This window comes from Chitinophagaceae bacterium (assembly GCA_016717285.1).
Taxonomy (GTDB): domain Bacteria; phylum Bacteroidota; class Bacteroidia; order Chitinophagales; family UBA10324; genus JACCZZ01.
The window spans coordinates 1010970-1029708 of the sequence record JADKFU010000005.1; the positions used below are offsets into that span (position 1 = coordinate 1010970).

17 protein-coding genes and 1 pseudogene are annotated in these 18739 nt (G+C 40.5%); 8 read left to right on the plus strand and 10 right to left on the minus strand.

Annotated features, from left to right (window positions below):
• Positions 1 to 23 precede the first annotated feature (23 nt).
• From ftsA to IPO83_14015, 3 genes are all read left to right on the plus strand, one after another.
• Positions 24 to 1328, plus strand: coding sequence for a cell division protein FtsA (gene ftsA / locus IPO83_14005; GenBank protein MBK9732366.1), 1305 nt, complete (start codon positions 24 to 26; stop codon positions 1326 to 1328).
• A gap of 223 nt (positions 1329 to 1551) precedes the next feature.
• Positions 1552 to 2874, plus strand: a complete 1323-nt coding sequence (ftsZ, locus tag IPO83_14010; protein MBK9732367.1) for a cell division protein FtsZ — start codon at positions 1552 to 1554, stop codon at positions 2872 to 2874.
• 13 nt (positions 2875 to 2887) lie between these two features.
• Positions 2888 to 3130: a hypothetical protein gene (locus IPO83_14015; GenBank protein MBK9732368.1), complete on the plus strand. Its 243-nt coding sequence runs from the start codon at positions 2888 to 2890 to the stop codon at positions 3128 to 3130.
• A gap of 178 nt (positions 3131 to 3308) precedes the next feature.
• Here the strand turns inward: IPO83_14015 and IPO83_14020 are convergent, their stop codons facing one another.
• The 5 genes from IPO83_14020 to IPO83_14040 form a co-directional block, all read right to left on the minus strand.
• Positions 3309 to 5447, minus strand: a complete 2139-nt coding sequence (locus tag IPO83_14020; protein MBK9732369.1) for a T9SS type A sorting domain-containing protein — start codon at positions 5445 to 5447, stop codon at positions 3309 to 3311.
• A gap of 437 nt (positions 5448 to 5884) precedes the next feature.
• Positions 5885 to 6301, minus strand: a complete 417-nt coding sequence (locus IPO83_14025; GenBank protein ID MBK9732370.1) for a hypothetical protein — start codon at positions 6299 to 6301, stop codon at positions 5885 to 5887.
• Positions 6298 to 6501 carry a hypothetical protein gene (locus tag IPO83_14030; protein MBK9732371.1) on the minus strand — a complete coding sequence of 68 codons (204 nt, stop codon included), beginning with the start codon at positions 6499 to 6501 and terminating at the stop codon, positions 6298 to 6300. Before IPO83_14030 ends, IPO83_14025 begins: the two co-directional genes overlap by 4 nt.
• A 517-nt stretch (positions 6502 to 7018) precedes the next feature.
• The gene (locus IPO83_14035; GenBank protein ID MBK9732372.1) at positions 7019 to 7339 is read right to left on the minus strand and encodes a DUF5615 family PIN-like protein; all 321 of its coding nucleotides are present in this window, start codon (positions 7337 to 7339) and stop codon (positions 7019 to 7021) included.
• Complete coding sequence (locus IPO83_14040; protein ID MBK9732373.1) at positions 7323 to 7565, minus strand: DUF433 domain-containing protein; 243 nt, start codon at positions 7563 to 7565, stop codon at positions 7323 to 7325. Before IPO83_14040 ends, IPO83_14035 begins: the two co-directional genes overlap by 17 nt.
• A 304-nt stretch (positions 7566 to 7869) precedes the next feature.
• Between IPO83_14040 and IPO83_14045 the strand changes: the two genes are divergently transcribed.
• Positions 7870 to 8031 (plus strand): hypothetical protein, encoded by a 162-nt coding sequence (locus tag IPO83_14045; GenBank protein MBK9732374.1) that lies wholly within the window; start codon positions 7870 to 7872, stop codon positions 8029 to 8031.
• 493 nt (positions 8032 to 8524) lie between these two features.
• Here IPO83_14045 and IPO83_14050 read toward each other — a convergent pair whose 3' ends face one another.
• Positions 8525 to 9052, minus strand: coding sequence for a hypothetical protein (locus tag IPO83_14050; GenBank protein ID MBK9732375.1), 528 nt, complete (start codon positions 9050 to 9052; stop codon positions 8525 to 8527).
• Between the two features lie 194 nt (positions 9053 to 9246).
• Entirely contained in the window at positions 9247 to 10953 is a 1707-nt protein-coding gene (locus IPO83_14055) for a DUF262 domain-containing protein (GenBank protein MBK9732376.1), read from the minus strand.
• 242 nt (positions 10954 to 11195) lie between these two features.
• Between IPO83_14055 and IPO83_14060 the strand changes: the two genes are divergently transcribed.
• Entirely contained in the window at positions 11196 to 11390 is a 195-nt protein-coding gene (locus IPO83_14060) for a hypothetical protein (protein ID MBK9732377.1), read from the plus strand.
• Between the two features lie 265 nt (positions 11391 to 11655).
• Here the strand turns inward: IPO83_14060 and IPO83_14065 are convergent, their stop codons facing one another.
• Positions 11656 to 12213 (minus strand): bifunctional (p)ppGpp synthetase/guanosine-3',5'-bis(diphosphate) 3'-pyrophosphohydrolase, encoded by a 558-nt coding sequence (locus IPO83_14065; protein ID MBK9732378.1) that lies wholly within the window; start codon positions 12211 to 12213, stop codon positions 11656 to 11658.
• Between the two features lie 244 nt (positions 12214 to 12457).
• On the opposite strand from IPO83_14065, the gene IPO83_14070 reads away from it, so the two are divergent.
• The 3 genes from IPO83_14070 to IPO83_14080 all read left to right on the plus strand — a co-directional run bounded on the left by IPO83_14070 (position 12458) and on the right by IPO83_14080 (position 15206).
• Positions 12458 to 12703 carry a hypothetical protein gene (locus tag IPO83_14070; protein ID MBK9732379.1) on the plus strand — a complete coding sequence of 82 codons (246 nt, stop codon included), beginning with the start codon at positions 12458 to 12460 and terminating at the stop codon, positions 12701 to 12703.
• 467 nt (positions 12704 to 13170) lie between these two features.
• A complete protein-coding gene (locus IPO83_14075) occupies positions 13171 to 14058 on the plus strand; it encodes a tyrosine-type recombinase/integrase (protein ID MBK9732380.1) in 888 nt (295 codons plus the stop codon).
• Between the two features lie 2 nt (positions 14059 to 14060).
• Positions 14061 to 15206, plus strand: a complete 1146-nt coding sequence (locus tag IPO83_14080) for an IS91 family transposase (GenBank protein MBK9732381.1) — start codon at positions 14061 to 14063, stop codon at positions 15204 to 15206.
• Positions 15207 to 15777: 571 nt separating this feature from the next.
• Here the strand turns inward: IPO83_14080 and IPO83_14085 are convergent.
• Both IPO83_14085 and IPO83_14090 read right to left on the minus strand, forming a co-directional pair.
• Entirely contained in the window at positions 15778 to 16698 is a 921-nt protein-coding gene (locus IPO83_14085) for a hypothetical protein (protein ID MBK9732382.1), read from the minus strand.
• A 13-nt stretch (positions 16699 to 16711) separates the two neighbouring features.
• A pseudogene (locus IPO83_14090) lies at positions 16712 to 17425 on the minus strand (transglycosylase domain-containing protein).
• Positions 17426 to 18739: the final 1314 nt, after the last annotated feature.

The window sequence follows — 18739 nt, forward strand, 5'->3', positions numbered from 1 at the left end:
AAAAAAATTAAACTGCAGAAACAATGATGAACTCAGAATTTATTGTCGGACTTGATATCGGAACCACTAAGATATGTGCTATCGTAGCGCGCAAAAATGAACACGGAAAGATCGAAGTGGTGGGCATGGGCAAGTCAGAATCCCTTGGCGTATCTCGCGGTGTGGTAGCCAACATTGATAAAACAGTGGATGCCATTACCAAAGCCATCCGGGAAGCGGAGGATCATTCAGGTGTTGAAATAAAAAATGTGTATGTCGGCATTGCAGGCCAGCACATTAAAAGTCTGCAGCACCGTGGTATCCTCGTGCGCGACAACATGGACACTGAAATCTGCAATGATGATATCCGCAAGCTTGCTGAAGATATGAAACGACTGGTGGTGAATCCGGGTGATCGTATCATTCATGTATTGCCGCAGGAATATATTGTAGACAATGAAGCCGGCATTAAAGATCCTGTGGGAATGGCAGGCATTCGACTCGAAGCAAATTTTCACATCATCACCGGTCAGATCAGTGCTGCTCAAAACATTAAGAAATGTGTGGAGAAGGCCGGCCTGAATATGGTAGATATGATTCTTGAACCACTGGCATCTTCAGCCGCAGTTTTGAGTGAAGAAGAAAAAGAAGCCGGCGTTGCATTGGTGGATATTGGTGGCGGTACCACTGACATCGCAATTTTTCAGGATGGCATTATCCGGCACACGTATGTGATTCCCTTTGGTGGCAATGTGATTACTGACGACATCAAAGAAGGATGCATGGTGATGCGTAACCAGGCGGAAATATTAAAGCTGCGTTTCGGAAGTGCCATTGCTGATCCTTCTATGGATAACCAGATTGTTTCTATTCCCGGATTACGTGGAAGGGATGCAAAAGAAATTTCTGTGCGCAATCTTGCTAATATCATCAATGCGCGCATGGAAGAAATTCTGGAACATGTGGATTCAGAGATCAATATTTCAGGATATAAAAATAAACTCATCGCAGGCGTAGTGGTTACCGGTGGTGGAGCACAATTAAAAAACCTGGTGCAACTCGTAGAATATGTAACCGGTTTAGATGCACGTATCGGCTTACCGATCGAACATCTTGCTCCGGTGAAACTTGAAAATGTAAAGCATCCGATGTATTCAACGGGCGTAGGACTTATTCTGAAAGGATTTGAAGATTACAACTACAAACGCTCTAAAGAACTTCCGCCAACCATCACCCAAACAACTGATGTGCTGATCGAAGAAAAGAAGGAACCCAAAAAGTTTTTCGGTTCTTTTTTTGAAACCGCGAAAAATTTTTTCACCGAGGGCGTCGATGAGAATTTTAAATGAAGGTTTTGATGTGCCGATGTGCTAATGATTCGAAGAATTAAGGAATGATGACGAAAAGACTTAAGACTAAAAGACTAAAAGACTAAAAGACTAAAGGACTAAAGGACTAAAGGACTAAACGACTAACGACTAACGACTAAGGACTAAGGACTAAGGACTAGCGACTAACGACTAACAACCAGTTACCAACGAAACTTTAACAACTAACAACAACCAAATGTCAATTCAATTCGATTTACCACAAGAACAGGCTTCCATCATCAAAGTAATTGGTGTAGGTGGCGGAGGAGGTAATGCAGTGAACCACATGTTTCGCCAGGGAATCGTTGGCGTAAACTTCGTAGTGGCCAACACCGACAGGCAGGCGCTTGAGATGAGTCCTGTTCCAAACAAAGTTCAATTAGGTGTCAACCTCACAGAAGGCAGAGGTGCAGGAATGAATCCCGAAGTGGGCAAACGTTCAGCGCTGGAATCTGTAGATGCGCTGAAAGCATTTTTGGAAAAAAACACCAAGATGTTGTTCATCACTGCAGGAATGGGTAAGGGTACCGGCACCGGTGCAGCGCCGGTGATTGCTAAGATTGCCAAAGAGATGGGCATCCTCACCGTAGGACTGATCACCAGTCCGTTTTCGGCGGAAGGGCCACGCCGCTTTCAGCAAGCGTCGGATGGAATTTCCGAAATGAAAAATCATGTAGATACCTTGCTTGTGATTTCAAATGACAAGCTGCGGGAGATTCATGGTAACCTCACCTTGAGTGCTGCCTTTTCACAGGCTGATAATATTCTCTCCAACGCTGCAAAAAGTATCGCGGAAATTATAACAGTGCCCGGTTATGTAAACGTGGATTTTGAAGATGTGAATACTGTTATGCGTAACAGTGGTGTCGCCATAATGGGCATGGCTTCCTTTGAAGGGGAGAACCGCGCGGTGAATGCGGTGGAAGCTGCTTTGAATTCTCCATTGTTAAATGACAATGACATCCGTGGTGCGAAAAATATCCTGGTGAACATTACATCAGGTTCTGTAGAAGTTACACTGGATGAAGTGAGTGAGATCACAGAATACATTCAGCGCGAAGCAGGATTTGAAACCAATATTATCTGGGGTAACTGCTACAACGAAAATATGGGAGAGAAGCTCAGTGTTACGGTGATTGCAACAGGATTTGAAGCCACTTCCACACAGCGCAAAGATCTTTCAAAGAAAAGCGTGGTGAAGCATACATTGGAAACTGAAGTGAAGGCGGAACCTGAGGTTGCAAAGGTAACGATGACCGAAAAGGAACAACCTGTCATTCGCAAGCCAAAGTTGCAGGTAAAACCGGAGCGTGATGCAGAGCATGAAGTGATGAATCCGGAAATTCCATTCGAGTTCGATCTTTCGGAAAAATCATTCAGCACGCCCACATTAAAAATTGAATTGAAGGAAGAGACAGCCGAACAGGATGTATCTGATGCAAGGGAAGATTTTACTTTGCGTGAAAAGATGTGCGTGAAATTCTGGAAGAGCGGCAGCACTGGTGGCGGAAAATCAAAACCCTGACCTTTCAAAAAATATGGCGCGTGACAGGGTGAACAAGCTGAAAAACCTCAGCTTCAAGCTCACCAATCCTGCAGCTATCAATGAAATGGAAAAGGAACCTGCCTACTTGCGCCGTGGCATTAATCTGAAAGATGTGGATCATTCATCTGAATCCAACCTGTCTCCTTACTTTGTAGAAAATTCTGACGATCCTAATAAGCTGCCGGAGTTGAAGAAGAATAATTCATTTTTACATGGGAAGGATAGAGTGGATTGAATAGTGAACGTTGAAAAGTGAATCGTCAATAGTTAATAGTGAATAGGAGAGCGATGCTCTCCTTTTTTGTGCCTATGGTCGGTATTTTCACCGAACAGTTTCTGAGTTTATTGCAGGTTGGTGAAAACACCAACCTGAGGATAAAGCAGTAAACGGTAGGACAGAACTTCACCCGGCATTATTCGATACTAAACTTTTCTACTATGAAACCATCATCCATCCTGATCTCCAGGAAATAAACTCCCCGCGGATATTCGTCGATGGAAATGATTTTTAGATTGGATCCTGTAACGATTTTTTCAAGAGAGGAAAATATCACTTGTCCCACGGTGTTTTTTATGCTGATGGAGACAGGTACAGAACGGTTGCTTGCTAATTCGAGGTGCAGTACCTCATCAGCAGGATTCGGATAAATGTGCAGGAAAAGGTTTTTGGAAATCGAATTGATACCCACCACTTCAACCGTAATACTTGCAAAATTGTTACAGCCGTTACTATCTGTTACCGTCACCAGGTAGATTCCGCTTTGAGTGGCTGTATAGGACTGGCCCGTAGCACCCGGTATATCCAGTCCGTTAAACTGCCACTGATAGGTGCCACCACCGGTGGCAGTTAAAATATTTCCATTTTGTGAAATTACAGGAGGATCGGGAGTTGGGTGTACTTCAATGTATTGTAGCAACGTCAATGTATCACATCCATATTGGTTGCAGGTAATAAGCGTGACATCAAAAAATCCCGGATCATTGTAGCAAATGCTGACAGGATGCTGAAGAGTGGAGGTAGCAGGCACTCCGCCCGGGAATGACCATTGCCAGGAAGTGGGATTGTTTGCTGAAGAATCAATAAAATCTGTACAGTACTTTTCGCAAACTTCTGTTGGTGATGCTGAAAATGCCGATACCGATACAGGCGTCGAAGGTTCTTGAAATGAAGTGTCACAATACTTGATGCACCAATAATCAAAGCTATGAGAAGGATCTGTCTTTTCCTGCTGTGTAAAGGCGTCACCGTTATTGGCAAAGAGATAGCATCCGTCCTTTAGCTGTGTTCCTAATCCTGTTTCTTCATGCGTATAACCCGTTAAAATAGTTTTATCCCATAATTTATTTCCGTTGGAATCCACCATCACTATCCATGTATTTTCAGGGCCATTGTTAGGTTCGGATTTCCAGAACCCGGGATCTGAATAAGAGGTACCGCAAATCATATATTCGCCGTTTGCATTTTCGGAAATGTTTCCAAAATCATCTTCGTGACCGGAGCCACCGATAGACAAATCCCATATTACGTTGAGCGATGTATCGGTTTTAATCATCCAAAAATCGGTGATACCATTTGTTGGTTGGGTTTTATCACCTCCTATTCCGGCATCCGTTGAAACACCGAGCAGATATTGATGATCACTGGTCTTTAGCAGGTCCATTCTATAATCATCATTCAGGCTGCCAAGTTGTTTATCCCAAAGATAATTTCCTGAAGAGTCAATTTTTACGAACCATAGATCTGACTTATTATTTACATAAAGATTCTGTGTCTTCACACCGCTGGTGTTGGATAAAGAACCTCCGGCAAGCAGGAAGCCTCCATCAGCAGTCTGGCACATGTCACTGATGTTTTCACTTTCGTTCCCACCATATCGCTTATCCCAAACTATATTTCCGGAGGCATCTGTTCTGAAAACCCAAAAATCGGTGCTTCCATAAGATGGATCGCTCACATCACCGCTTGCAGGTGCATCGGTATACGCGCCGAACAGAAATCCTCCATCAGCTAATTGAAGCACTGCGCCAACACCATTGTTTCCATTACCACCGTACCGGTGTTCCCATTCGATATTACCATCAGCGTCAATTTTTACGGCCCACACATCAAAGACTCCGATGGGTGATTGGGATATATCACCACTCACCGGTGATCGCGTTCTGCCGGCAACCATATAACCTCCACCTGATGTGGTAGTCACACTGTAAACGAATTCATCGTCAGTGCCTCCAAGGGTTCTGTCCCATTCTTTGATACCATTCGCATCGCATTTGATGATCCAGGTATCATAAGTTGGAAATGAGGAATTGTCCCAATTGTTTTGTGATTTTTCAAACGTGGCATCTGATTGTGAATCACCAGCCGCAACGAAGCCGCTGTCGGGAGTTGCAATTAAATGATAGAGGAAATCACCATCAGCACCGCCATAACTGTGATCCCATTGTTTTTCCAGTGGATTTTGAGCAAAGGAGGTATTTGAAATACATACAAGGAAAATAAGCAGCGGAAAAAAAGGGGATACCCTGTTGAAGGAGTTGAAAATTTTTATCATGGAAGCTATTTTTTTAAAACTCAGCAAATTTCTTTCCTAATTACAGGATGAAAATTATGAGTGAGGATGATTAATATCATTGATTCTGTGGAATTCTCATCAATCGGGAACGTGGAAATTATTCCTCTGAGCTTGTTTTCTTCATATTCAATTCAATTATCATTCTCGAAATCTTCGAACGTATTTGAATTTTATGCAGCAGTCAAAAACAAATTATGCAATAAGGACTTTAGCATGCGGAAGGAAATGGCGTTGTGCAACAGTGCCGGTATAACAAAAAATTATTACTCACTATGAGTATTTATAATCTTCGCAGTGATGTGAGAGGCGCACCGTGAGTATTTTCAATCACGGTCGCCTACTCGATTATGCGCTGCCTTGCTATTCATTCAGCATAGTGCCCATTCAGGTTAACCTCTTGCCTTTCTAAGGGCGATTTAGTCTGCGGTGTTATAAATTCGCTTGAAGTTTTTCCTTTTGAGTCCGCTGTAAAGCTCTTTGTCGCCTGTCCATAGATATCCTTTTAGATGTTTTGTTAGTGCTACGAAATCAGAATCATCAATGTCAATATCCTTAGTGATTTCTTCAGCAGCTAACCAGGTTTTTTCTGGAATAAGTTCTTCGTTGATGAAATATATTTTCGCAAATATTTTGAATCGTGATTCTTCAAGTTCACTTTCCGAAAGCTTAGAAATGCGTTTCAGTTTCTCCCAGTGTTTTTCAATTTCAGATCGCATATAACTGCAGCTATAAAACTCAAAAATACCATCAGAATTAAAAAGTAAGTCGCCAATTATTCCGTTTGTGTTAAGCAGTCCACTGAAAATAATATTGGTATCAACGATTATTTTCACTTGATGAATCGGTCGCGGTTTTTTAGCCACCAACCTTTCTTTACCTCTTTAGCAAGTTTGTCCACATCGGATTGTTTGGCTTTGGATTTTGATGTTGCTTCTTTATAGCTCAAATAGTCCACAAAGCGTTGTAGTCCTTCCGTGTCCACGTAGGATGGCAGGCGAATTATTACTTCATCGCGTGTTCTTTCTATTAGCATTGCATATCAATTTTATTGTTTCAAAGATATGGGAAAATGTTCGTTTCATGCACAAGCAGGTTGATGTTGAATTTGGTTCATAAGGTTGTGCATAACGGTTTGTGGGTTTAAGAAGTTGGCGATTTCGGAGCACAAACTGTCTGCGAGCACTACACTTGATACGAAGCGCAAATGTTCATTTAACCAGGTTTGTCCAGAACAGTAAAGTCAACATTTTTTGGTTCTCTGATTAGTCCCATTGTTTCTATTTCTTAAAATACTGATTAATTAATTTGTTTGCCGCTGGTGTTTCAATCATCATTTTTGTTCCTCTGAAATGAGTTGCAAAAAGAGATTCTTGATAATGCTTAATCAATTACCTCTGCCCGCCTGTCCGGAGTCACGCTGATTTTATTAAATCCCCATAGGGCTGTAGGTCAACATCGGATTGGCTACCGAAGCTTCTTTCAACACAGGATTAAATCGCTGCTCCGCTTCGCTGCGCGCGTTTAATCCTTATATGTTAGGCGAATGCAATCTATGACACTTCAATTGGTCCGGGAATCAGAGGTTGATTTAAAAAATCAAGTATTTGCGGTGATAGTTTTGTTAAGGCAGAATATGTATTTATAGGTGCACTAAGTATAAAAACAGTTATTGGATATTTCGAGAAATTTTGTTGGTGTTGAAGATTTTTGTCAAAAGTGATCAGCGCATGAAAATCGTTTTCTATAAGTTTTTGAAGCAGGATGCCATTTTTTAACCCATTCCAACCGCGTTGTTTTATTGTAAAAACTTCGTGTCCGGGAAAATCGTTCTTTAGTTTTTTGGGTATGTTTTCGTCAAGCAACAGCAGCATACAATTCATCAATATTTTTTGAAGAAAGTATTTTGCTTGCTATTTCCATTATTGCTATTGCCTGATCTTTCGAAACGGTATCAAATTCATCAAGGAATTCGTCAAGAGAAACGCCACCTTCCAAATGATCAAAAAGTGATTCTATAGGAACCCGCGTACCCTTAAAGACAGGCTGTCCACCCATAGTTTCAGGATCAATAGTAATAAGGTCTTTGATGTTTTGCATATGTAAATCTATAAAAAACCGACCGCTTTTCAAATTACGATGGGGCTCCTTTGCTTTCGCCTAACGGTTTGCAGATTTGCGATGGGCGGGGTTTTACCATAAATGTTGATGCGGAGCAATGAACTTTGTGTAGTTGTTAAACTGTCTGCGGAGTACGAAACCCCGACTATTGCAAATCTGCTGTTGAACAGAACCTTCGGTAGCCCATTTTAACTATCATCACAATGTAATGGATTTTTTGTAATACGTGCTCCAATCTAAAAACCATAAAAATGAGCAACAAAAAAAATCAAAGACCACATTAGTGTCGCAGGCAAAAAATCATGTAACAGGTTTTGCGGCTGCGTATTCAAAATTTATGGATCGCGTAACGATTGATCAGAGCAGCACACCAGGAAAAATACCCAACAAAAAATCACCGATTAATTTTGCTGCAAAATGGCGAATAGTGTTGCTATGTGCTTAACTGAAAAAAACCAAGCCTTCAGCCAGAAAAGATTAGCCGTAAAAATAATCTGCTCAAAATGGTATTACAAAACCGGTTACAACAACATATCTGCAAGCTGAAATTGACTCAGACTGCCTGTCCGCAATCGCACTGATTTTATTAAAACCCCATAAGGCTGTAAGTCAACATGGGAGGGGCTACCGAAGCTTCTTTCAACACAGGATTAAATCGCTGCTCCGCTTCGCTGCGCGCGTTTAATCCTTATTTGTTAGCGGCATGTGCTATTATATTCACGAAAGAGTGTCGGTTGAGTTATGCAATCACCTTCTTTCTGGATCGAGTAGTATGACTCCGAGACGTTGTCTTTTGAATAGGCATTTTACGGCCTGTAGCTTTATAATAAGCAATAATTTCACTTATCTTTTTTCTGTCTGTGCTTGTCAACGGAGTCGGATCAACTACGAAGTCGATGCCTGCCGGTTCTTTGATGAATCCCATTTTTGATTATTGTTTAAATTGGAAAATATTTTCTGATAAGTTTAAGTGCCTCTTGAGGATAGATTACCATTTTGTTTCCACCTACATGAGTAGCTCCTAAAGTTTTTTCGTAATGATCAACCAGCTTTGTTTTTGAAGTAAATGAGACGAAACCCTGATAACCTTTGTCCCACGAAGTTTTACAAGTGAAGGCAAACAAATTTCCTGGCACCCCTTCATAAAGTTTGTTCCTTCCTAAATTGAAAGGTGCACTTTCTACAAGATGTAAATAGTAGTGGTCATTGTAATCACTTATACTTAAAAGTCCTTGAACGATTTCAGGGTTATTACGAATTGTCAGTTTGAAAACTTGCCGGTCAGAAAGTCTGCACTCACCTGCCCAGTTAAACAGCCAGCCACTTTTTTTGGTCGTGTTCTTTAAATCTGCCTTTGTAATGTGGTGAATATCCGTTGGGAAACTGTCACCAGAAATGGTGTTGAGAATACTATTTGTCAACGTATCAATCTCAATTCCTACCTGATATTTTGTTTTCTTTACCACACTTTAAAGATAGGGAAAAATGTGGTTAGAAATATTTGAAAAACCAGTTGTTTACACAGTCGCCTCATCGAAGACGAAGCATTGCCGCTAACGATTGCGTATATAAGAAGAAAGCCACACCATCAACTTTGTAAATGAAAAAATGCTTCGTGGCTTTTTTCTTATATACGCTGTTAGCGGTAGCCTTTCGATTGTCAAATTTTGAAAACGTTATTATAAGCAACTTTCGCAAAATTGATAGTTCTTTGTTCAATTTCAGATGTTGTCCAGTCTGTTGCATTTTTCAATACATCATCAACATAAATACTTGCCTTCTGAAGAATAGTCTTTTTACCGCTAAATGGTTTGTTCCCTAAGTCATTGTTAGTTTTTTCATCAATTAAAAGCAAGTTTCCGATTTTACCATAATATTCATCATGATCTTTTGACTTGCTTGGCGGATTTTGAGCAAGAATATGTTCAAGCGTCATTGCATCGTAATTAATAGAAACACCGCTTTTATTATAGTGCGCATCTATTTTTGCTAACGTATACTGAATTATTTTTTTCTGTTTCGTATACCCATTGGTGAATTCAAGAGTCTTGAAGGCGGCTAAAAATTCATCATAGGTTGGTATGCGGTCTCTCATCTTTTGCCGAAGGTCTCGAATCACTTTTAGCTTTTCTGTGTCATCTTTTGCTTCTGAAAGTTTTCGAGCATATTGAGAATACATTGAAGCTACACCTCCAGAAGACCGTTGCGAAGTAATAGCCGTAAAAATGTAGTGAAAATGTTCAATAGCCTCTAAAGCTTCTTTAGCGAACTTATATTTTAATCTTTTCGCATTGTATTCTCTCATTATTGAAAGCACCATAGGTGTTTGCTGTGTCACATTAAAGCCATAAAGGATTGATAGAGATTGCTTTAATGGAAGTTCATTTTTGGTCCATTTTTTTGTGTCGGTATCAAAAATGTTTTTGTAAGTGACACTATCAGTAACAAGGCCATCTAAAAACGTCTTTGCTTCGGATTTTGATATGTTTTTCTTGAACTTCTTAAATAGAGTTTTGGTAGTGGTAAATTCATATTTGGAAAGCCAAACGTGCAAAAGAAAAGTATCAATTTCCAAATCCTTGGAAGTGCTGTCAATATTGTCACGAATAATTTTCCATTTGTCTTTCGGGATGTCAACACCTGAATTCTTTGCTCTAATGTTTTTTGTCAGATGATTTTTTATTAAATCCCCAACACTTAAATCTTTACCTCTGGTATTTAAGGTCTCGAATATTACATACGCATCATCTTCATCATCTAATTCAACATATATTACTTTAAGTTTGAGAGTTCTGTCTCTGATATCATTTAATTTATCTTGAATTGCCTTGTCTCGCTTTTCTTTACTTAACTGCTTGTTAGTTTTGATTAGATCTATTTCTTGCTTAATAAATTTGTTAATGAGCTCAAATCCTTTTTTAAGATTGATTTCTTCAACTCCATATTCAATATCAATTTCCGGCTCCTCATATTTTTGTATATGTTCTTGAAAATATGGGTAGGAAGTTTCGGTCTGTAAAACGAACTTTTGTTCATTATTTAGATCGATTTTTTCTATCAATGCGTGAACGCCTCTTGCAGGATTGACCAATCCTTCTGAAATATAAAAATCTCTTACGGCACATAACACCATTGTAATTGTTGTTAGCCTTTGCTGGCCGTCTACAATTCCAAACAATTCGTCATTTTTCTTATAAACTACTATTGAGCCAATGAAATAATCAGTCTCGCTGTCTTTAATGGTGTCATCCCAGAATTCTGTAACCTGGTCTTTTTCCCATGAGTAAGGTCTTTGAAATCTTGGAATATTATAATACCCTGTTTCAAATACTTTTCTTATCTCTCTGTCTAATGATGTTATTTTCATAGTCGTGATGTGTCATTTTAAGGTTACCGCTAACGAATGGGGCTTTGCGTTGGTGGGCGTTTGAAGCGATCAAGTGCATGCCCGCAATAAAGTTAACTAAATGAAACACTTTTTCCTGTCCGCACTTCGTGCCCACTAACGTATAAGCCCATGTTGAACAGAACCTTCGGTAGCCCATTTTAACTATCATCACAATGTAACGGATTTTTTGTAATACGTGCTCCAATCTAAAAACCATAAAAATGAGCAACAACAAAAAATCAAAGACCACATTAGTGTCGCAGGCAAAAATTCATGTAGCGGGTTTTGCGGCTGCGTATTCAAAATTTATGGAGCGCGTAACGATTGATCAGAGCAGCACACCAGGAAAAATACCCAACAAAAAATCACCGATTAATTTTGCTGCAAAATGGCGAATAGGGTTGCTATGTGCTTAACTGAAAAAAAACGGAGCCGTCAGCCAAAAAAGATTAGCCGTAAAAAATAATCTGCTCAAAATGGTATTACAAAACCGGGTACAACAACATATCTGCAAGCTGAAATTGACTCAGACTGCCTGTCCGGAATCGCACTGATTTTATTAAATCCCCATAAGGCTGTAAGTCAACATGGGAGGGGCTACCGAAGCTTCTTTCAACACAGGATTAAATCGCTGCTCCGCTTCGCTGCGCGCGTTTAATCCTTATATGTTAGCGGCTGTGCTTATTTGTTAACAGTCACACAATACTTTAAATAGTCTGATATTTTTTCAAGAAGTCTGTTTTCCAAATATTCATTTCCCCCTTTGAGTGAATTATATATTTGAATAGCTTGTTTTTGATATTCTGTAATCTTTTCAATACTCCAATGTTCTGGTGGAACTTGTAAGTTTGTTATTCTGTCTGCCAATTTCACAGCCCAAACTTCTTTTGGTAATTCTTTAATACGATTTAGACTATCGTTCATTCTATCTTCTTTTGTTATTTTAGAGCTTTTTGTCAGTGCTAAAACAGCTTGAGCAATTTCTTTTCCAAATTCATTAGCAATTTCATCAAATGTAGTTTCTGTATCTTCTAAAATGTCATGAAGCAAAGCAACTTGAATTGCAAACTCGGAATCAAACTTTTCAGTCTTTTGAGCCGCAATCAGAATTTCCATTGCAACATTGCTCAAATGAACAACATATGGCAAGTTTGTTCCAGGAATTAATTGATTAATGTCTGCATGCTTTTTAGCCGCAAACTTTATAGTTTTTTGATATTTGGTTTGTAATTCAATCATGTTATTTTTTTGTCGTTCTAGCATTGCCACAAACGAAGAAGGGATTAAAGAAGTTGAAAAAAGAGGGGATAAGATGCACACACTTTCGTTTAACCACAAATGTAAGTAGAAAGAACAACTGTTTGATTACCTGTCAAAGCCCCTCTTTTTCAATTTCTTTTAAGCTCCATGACCAAAAATACACACATGCGAATGAAAATGGTTATTTAATCGTAGAAGGAGGTTCACCAAACGAATATCAACAATGGAAACCTCGATGTTTATTAAGCCACAACTCAGGCGTGCCGCCGGCATTGGCATTCACAAAGGCAGTTACTGGCGTGCGCAGTATTATCACCTTACAAGGCGGATGCATGCTAAAAAAGCCATTGTAGTGATAGCGCGAAAGCTGTTACGGATCATTTACAAAATCATCAAAGGCACTTTGGAATACAAAGAATACGGAGGACAATATTTTGCTGACCGTCTTGCCAAGCGCAAGGCCTCATAGCATTTTTCAATAGCGTACATGGCCGATAAGATTATAGTGATCCCGTCATTGGGTAAACTGACTTTTAAGCTGCCTATCTGTAACTCCGGACCTGGTCTGGGGAAATTTGCAGAACACATTCATGAGCGATTAAGTTTTGAGCAATCAGGGCAAGATCAACTCGCAGAGGAATATTCAACTTTTTGATTCCGAAAAAAGGCAACTGTGTAGTCAACAGTAACACTAAATTCAAACGGCCAGACATTGGTTACGGCATAAATAAATCACGGTAACGTGAGTAAAAAATTCTATTGCCGAAACTATTAAACTGAAAGGATTATATTTTCAGAGGAATCTTATGTTGCACTAAACCTCCGGTAGTTTTTCTCCCATCTCCAACCTTATTACGTTTACCGAATCAATGTAACAAAAAACTCATTCAACATGAAAAAAAACTTGCCTTACAACAGTCCACCGGAGATACGCTGGTGGCCAGTGCCTGTGCTAAAGTAACAGGGTTCAGAGAGCTGTATCACCGCTTCGAAAGGAAGATGCACACTTCAGGGCGAAGTGAAAGCACGTTAAAGAATTACAGCCGGTATATCTCGCAGATCGCGCTGCACTTTAATTGCCTTCCCACCGAACTGGAAGATGACCAGATCGAGGATTACCTGCATTTACTGCTACGCGACAGCACTCCATCGGAGAGCTATTTCAAACACACCGTTTACGGACTTCGTTTTTTATTCCGCTTAGAAGGACTGAAGGACAAACGCATCGCACTTCCGAGCATCAGGAAGGAAAAGAAGCTTCCTGTAGTATTGAGCCGACAGGAAGTAAAAGCCATCATCAAAGCAGCCGTGTTACTCAAACACCGTTTGCTGGTGAGTTTGTTGTATGGCTGCGGACTGCGCTGTGGAGAGGTGCGCAGTATTATGTTAAAAGACATAGACCTTGATCGCAGCATGTTACTGGTCAGACAAGGCAAAGGCCGCAAAGACCGTTACGTACCTCTTGGAAAATTATTGACACGCGGCATCAGCAGTTATATCGAAGCAGAAAATCCGGAGACGTATTTATTTACCGGAAGTCTGAGTTCATCAGAACCAGAGACGGACCGCTGCTACTCACAACGCGGTGTTCAGTGGGCAGTAAAAATGTTGAGTAAAAAAGCGGGCATCCGCAAAGAGGTGAATGTGCATACGCTGAGGCACAGCTATGCCACACACCTGCTCGAAGATGGCATGGACATCGTATCGGTCAAAGAGTTGCTGGGTCACTCACACATTGAAACGACGATGGTCTATCTGCACATAGCACAGAGTGGCAGACAAAAACCGTTCAGCCCGCTCGATACGCTTTACAACCTGAGTTAAGGATGCAGGCTGTTTATGAAGTAGCCGGTCTTTTAGAAAAGCACTGGCTACAGGTGGAACAACATCCGCAAATAAACTCCTGGCAGTTGCGTACGCTGGGTGCGATCATGCGCTGCAGAACCGCAGCTCTTGGCGGACACAAGGATGTGTGTACTGCTTGCGGTACTGTTCGTGTGAGTTATAACAGTTGCAGAAACCGTCACTGCCCGAAGTGCCAGGGAAAGGAGCGGGAACAATGGATCAGGGACAGGGAAACAGAATTGCTTGCAGTTCCCTACTTCCATGTGGTGTTCACCTTGCCCGATACACTCAACAAACTTGCCATGCACCAATCAGGGAAAGTGTATGACGCTTTGTTTGATGCAGCATGGGATACGGTAAAAGTGTTTGGCGGTGATGTAAAACATCTTGGAGCCGACACGGGCATGATCAGCATCCTTCATACGTGGGGACAACAACTGACGCTTCATCCGCATTTGCATTGCATCATTCCCGGAGGCGGACTGACCCGGGCTGGCAAATGGAAAAAGGCGAAAAGCAACGGCAAGTATCTTTTTCCTGCAAAGGCAATGAGCAAGGTGTTCAGGGCAAAATATGTTGCAGCACTGAAACAAAGAATCCCTGATGTAGATAGAAAGCTGCTCAATGAACTGTTCAAAAACAGGTGGGTAGTGTATGCCAAACGCGCCTTCGGCAATGGGCAGAGTGTGGTTGAATACCTTGGCAGATACACGCATAAGATCGCGATCAGCAATCACCGCATCACAGCTATTGAAGAAGATACGGTAAGGTTCACTTACAAAGATTACCGTAAAGGAGCATCAAAGCAGGAACTCACTTTACATGCGATGGAGTTCATCCGCAGGTTCACGCTGCACATCCTGCCGAAAGGATTTGTGAGAATCCGCCATTACGGCATACTGAGCAGCACGCGTAAGAAGGTGGCCCTTCCTGTGATCAAAGCCCAGACATCATCCATCACATCGGTACAAAGTGAAGTGCGCGAATTAAAAACATTTGATCCGAAGATTTGTCCGTGTTGCAAAACGGCCACGATGATCACCATTGAGTTGTTGCCTAAGCGTGGGCCTCCACGTGTTTACTTAAACATTGAAAAATCAAAACAAGAGTTGAGTGAAAAAAAATAATCGCGATTGATCGGAGTAGCGAAGCTTTGACAGGAGGTGAAAAAAACAAGCCACAGAGAAATAAAATCCATCCTTAATGATCAGATCAGCATCAAATGTATAGCAACAGGTATCAAAAATATTTTAGCAGCAGGACTTTGGATATATCGTCCTCAAATCAAAAGGGCAATGTTGCAGTATCATTAAGCAGCACAATAACGCAAACCCCATAACAAAAAACAAGTAGCTCAAATCACCGGGAAAAACTACCGGAGGTTCCGTGCAACATCGGCTTCATTGTTCGCGCTCCGCACGCAACGAAGCCTTGGTTGTTATGTGCTGCCTTGCTGTTCATACGAAGCGGTTCTGTTCAATGTCCGCAGGAAGGTAATTAAAAGCACTCTACATTAGAAGAACTGTCCGTCCGATTTGGCACCGTGCGTTGGCAAAAAAAATTAAAACACCGTAGGGTGGGAGAAAAATAAATTGAATTTCTTTTTGGGTGGAAGATTGCAAGCTCTTTTTATTTTTTTCTGCGTTGGCTTTGTGCGTTTGCAAAAAATAAAATGTGCTTGCAATGTGCGTTGGCTTTTTATTTCAGTTCGTTGTAAATGTCTGCTGCTAATACACCTGCACTTCTTCCACCGGATTCAAATGGAATTGGAAGTTGTCCTAACTTCAAATAATCGTTCTCAACTTTTCCGTAAGAGATGTATGTTACAATCAATGTTTCTCCGTCACACAAAACTGTGTAACCGTGTTTGGCTTCGTCTGATGTGCCTGTCTTTACATAGAAGGTAACATCCTGCGGAAGTAAACTCTTTATGTGTGTGCCTGTTCCTCCTGTTTGCATGGCGTTATTGAGTGCAGTCGCAATCAAGTCAGCGTTGTCATGGTTGTAAACCTGTCGCTGCTTCTGATTGAATTGTTGTGTGGTGTTTTTATACGGGTCGTAAGCAGATGAAAATACGGAGAGCTGCAAACATTGTCCACCGTTAAATAACGTCTGATATGCTTGTGCAATTTCAAACAAAGTCATGTTGCGGCTACCTAACGGATAATTTATTTCGTGTTCGGTTCTTCTGTTCGCATCATCTAAATGCAAAAAGTTGTCGTTGGAAATATTCATGTCAGTAAAATGTTCTTCAACGCTGTTGAATAAAGTCAACGGGTCTGTTACCTGTCGGATATTTACCATTGGCGCATTGAGCGACTTTCCCAAAATTTCATTGATGCCAACATTCGTGTTTGAATAATGTCCGCTGTAATTGTTCGGAGTGCGTTTACCTTTTATCTGTCCGTCATAAAGTGAAATGTTGTCAAACTTAAAACCTGCTTCAAGCATTTGAAGCAAGATGAACGGTTTGATAATACTACCAACCGGATTGCCTCCGGCAAACTGTGTCAGGTCAGTAACTCCTTCGCTTCCGTAATGAGCAATTACATTTCCTGTTTTCACATCAACAACAACTGCTGCTGTGTAAAGGTCGAAACCTTGAATTCTTTTGAACAATTGAAACTCTGTATCAAACTTTTTTTACAGCGTTTGTAATGTGTTGCTGATTAGCGAATGTGATACTTGAATTGTATGCGATACACTTAACCTTGGATTCTTTCATCTGCTTTAGCAGAAATTGATTTGTTGTTGTTCCGCAAATTGTCCAGTAAGGTTTGTTTACAAACCGCAACTCTTGGTTTCGCAAACTGTTGTATTCACGCTTTGTAAGTAAGCCCTGTTCCTCCCACGATTTTGCTTGCTCTAATAATGCTGCTGCAATTTCTTCGCTGTGGTCTGCTGCATCCTGATAATTGATGAAACCGTTTTGCGTTTTAAATTGCGAACCTCTTTTTAGTGTCGCTACCAAATACATTATTTCAAGCGGATTCAATTCAGTGATTGGCAAACCGAAAGTGTATAAACTTCCTTGCATTACTCCGCTTTGATTTTTTCCTCCTGTCATGCTTATCTCATTCAGGTAGTCCGTGATGATTGCAGTGTCAGAAGTTTGAAGTGATAACTGATACGCTGCTAAACTTTCAGAAAATTTGCGCTGAACATCTTGCGGAAATGATTTTGGGAACGCAATGTTTTTTATCAATTGCATGTTCAGATTTGAGCCACCTCCGCCTGTGAAGAAACGATAGAAAGTTGCAAGTGATATTCCATGCCAATTTGATTTCTGTGGCAACCAACTATTCTGTTTTGTAAAACTTCTGTCCTCCTGTAAGTAAAGGCATTTGAAAAGAAGTTAGGAATTTGTGAGTGTGCCACCGGCACACATCCGTTCCCTTCTGTGTGTTCTACATACAAAGGATTTCCCGTTTCATCAAAAACAGAGTGAACATAGTTTTCGTTTGTATGAACAAAATGTTTTGGAAAAAAACTGAACAGCACAAAAACAAAAAAGATAAAACCAAACATTGGCGTTGTTGCTTTCGCTGCTGCCTTTATTGTTGTCAGCAAATACTTTCCTACGACTTCGCCTTTTATTTCCTCCGGCTCTTGCTTCTTCCATTTCATTCTACCGATTGAAAAAGCAAGCCCTGCCAAATAGCAAACAGCATGAAGAAAAATGTAAAGCAGTATTACAACTGTGAAAAGGAAAATGATTACGAAAAATAATTTCAGTTTGAGAATCGCAAACAGAAAAGCAATTACTGCTGTTGCAATAAAAATTCTTATTTCAGTTTTCGCTTCAAACAGTTTCCCGTTTGCAGTTAAGTGTTCTGAACTTTCAGCCAACATCACCACACCTAAATAATTGAACCCTCCTGAAAGGAAGAAACGCAAAATGAAAAAGAAGATAGCGCATGATACAACGAAAATGAGAATCACCCACAAATTGTTTTGCATGAACTGTGTTCCGGTGCAAAATGGTGCGTTAAGAATTACACCAATGAAATATGTCACCAAAATAATTTTCAAAGGAGAAAGAACTACAGCCGACTCACGCTTTTTCAAATGAACATAAGTAGGCAATGAGTTTTTGTATTCCTCATTTTTCAAAAGTTGAATGTGTGCTACTGCTAAGTAATAAGTGATGGCAGAAATTTTTGAAATCGCTAAGTAGGTGAAATGTGCCACGCCTGAAACGGTCGGAATGTTCTGACTGTAAAAAATAATTTCAAGCAAGATGAAAAAGAGTGAAGAAAGAAAACCGAAATACAGAACATCGCTTTCAGAATATGAATGTCCGAAAGTCCGGTTAATGGAAAACATAAATGTCCTTATGCTCCGGTAGATGAAATAAAATGTTGCGAACTGAAGTGCCGGAGTTAAAACCAAACCTGAAACAATGTGCTGAAAACTGAAAGGGTTTTGAATATCGCTCTCAACGGAAAACACGCCTCTTAGCGTAACGAAAAAAGAAATCAAGTCGCCTGAAAATATGTAAGCAAAAAATGCTGTTCCGAATTTGTAAAACAACAAACCCAATACTGATAGCGCCACAACAAAAAATGCGGTTACTGCATACTCGCCAAAGTCAACAAACGAATTGGGCAAACTGATGGAAGTTGTTTTCTTCCAAATGAACCGTGTGAAATCCTTCAAA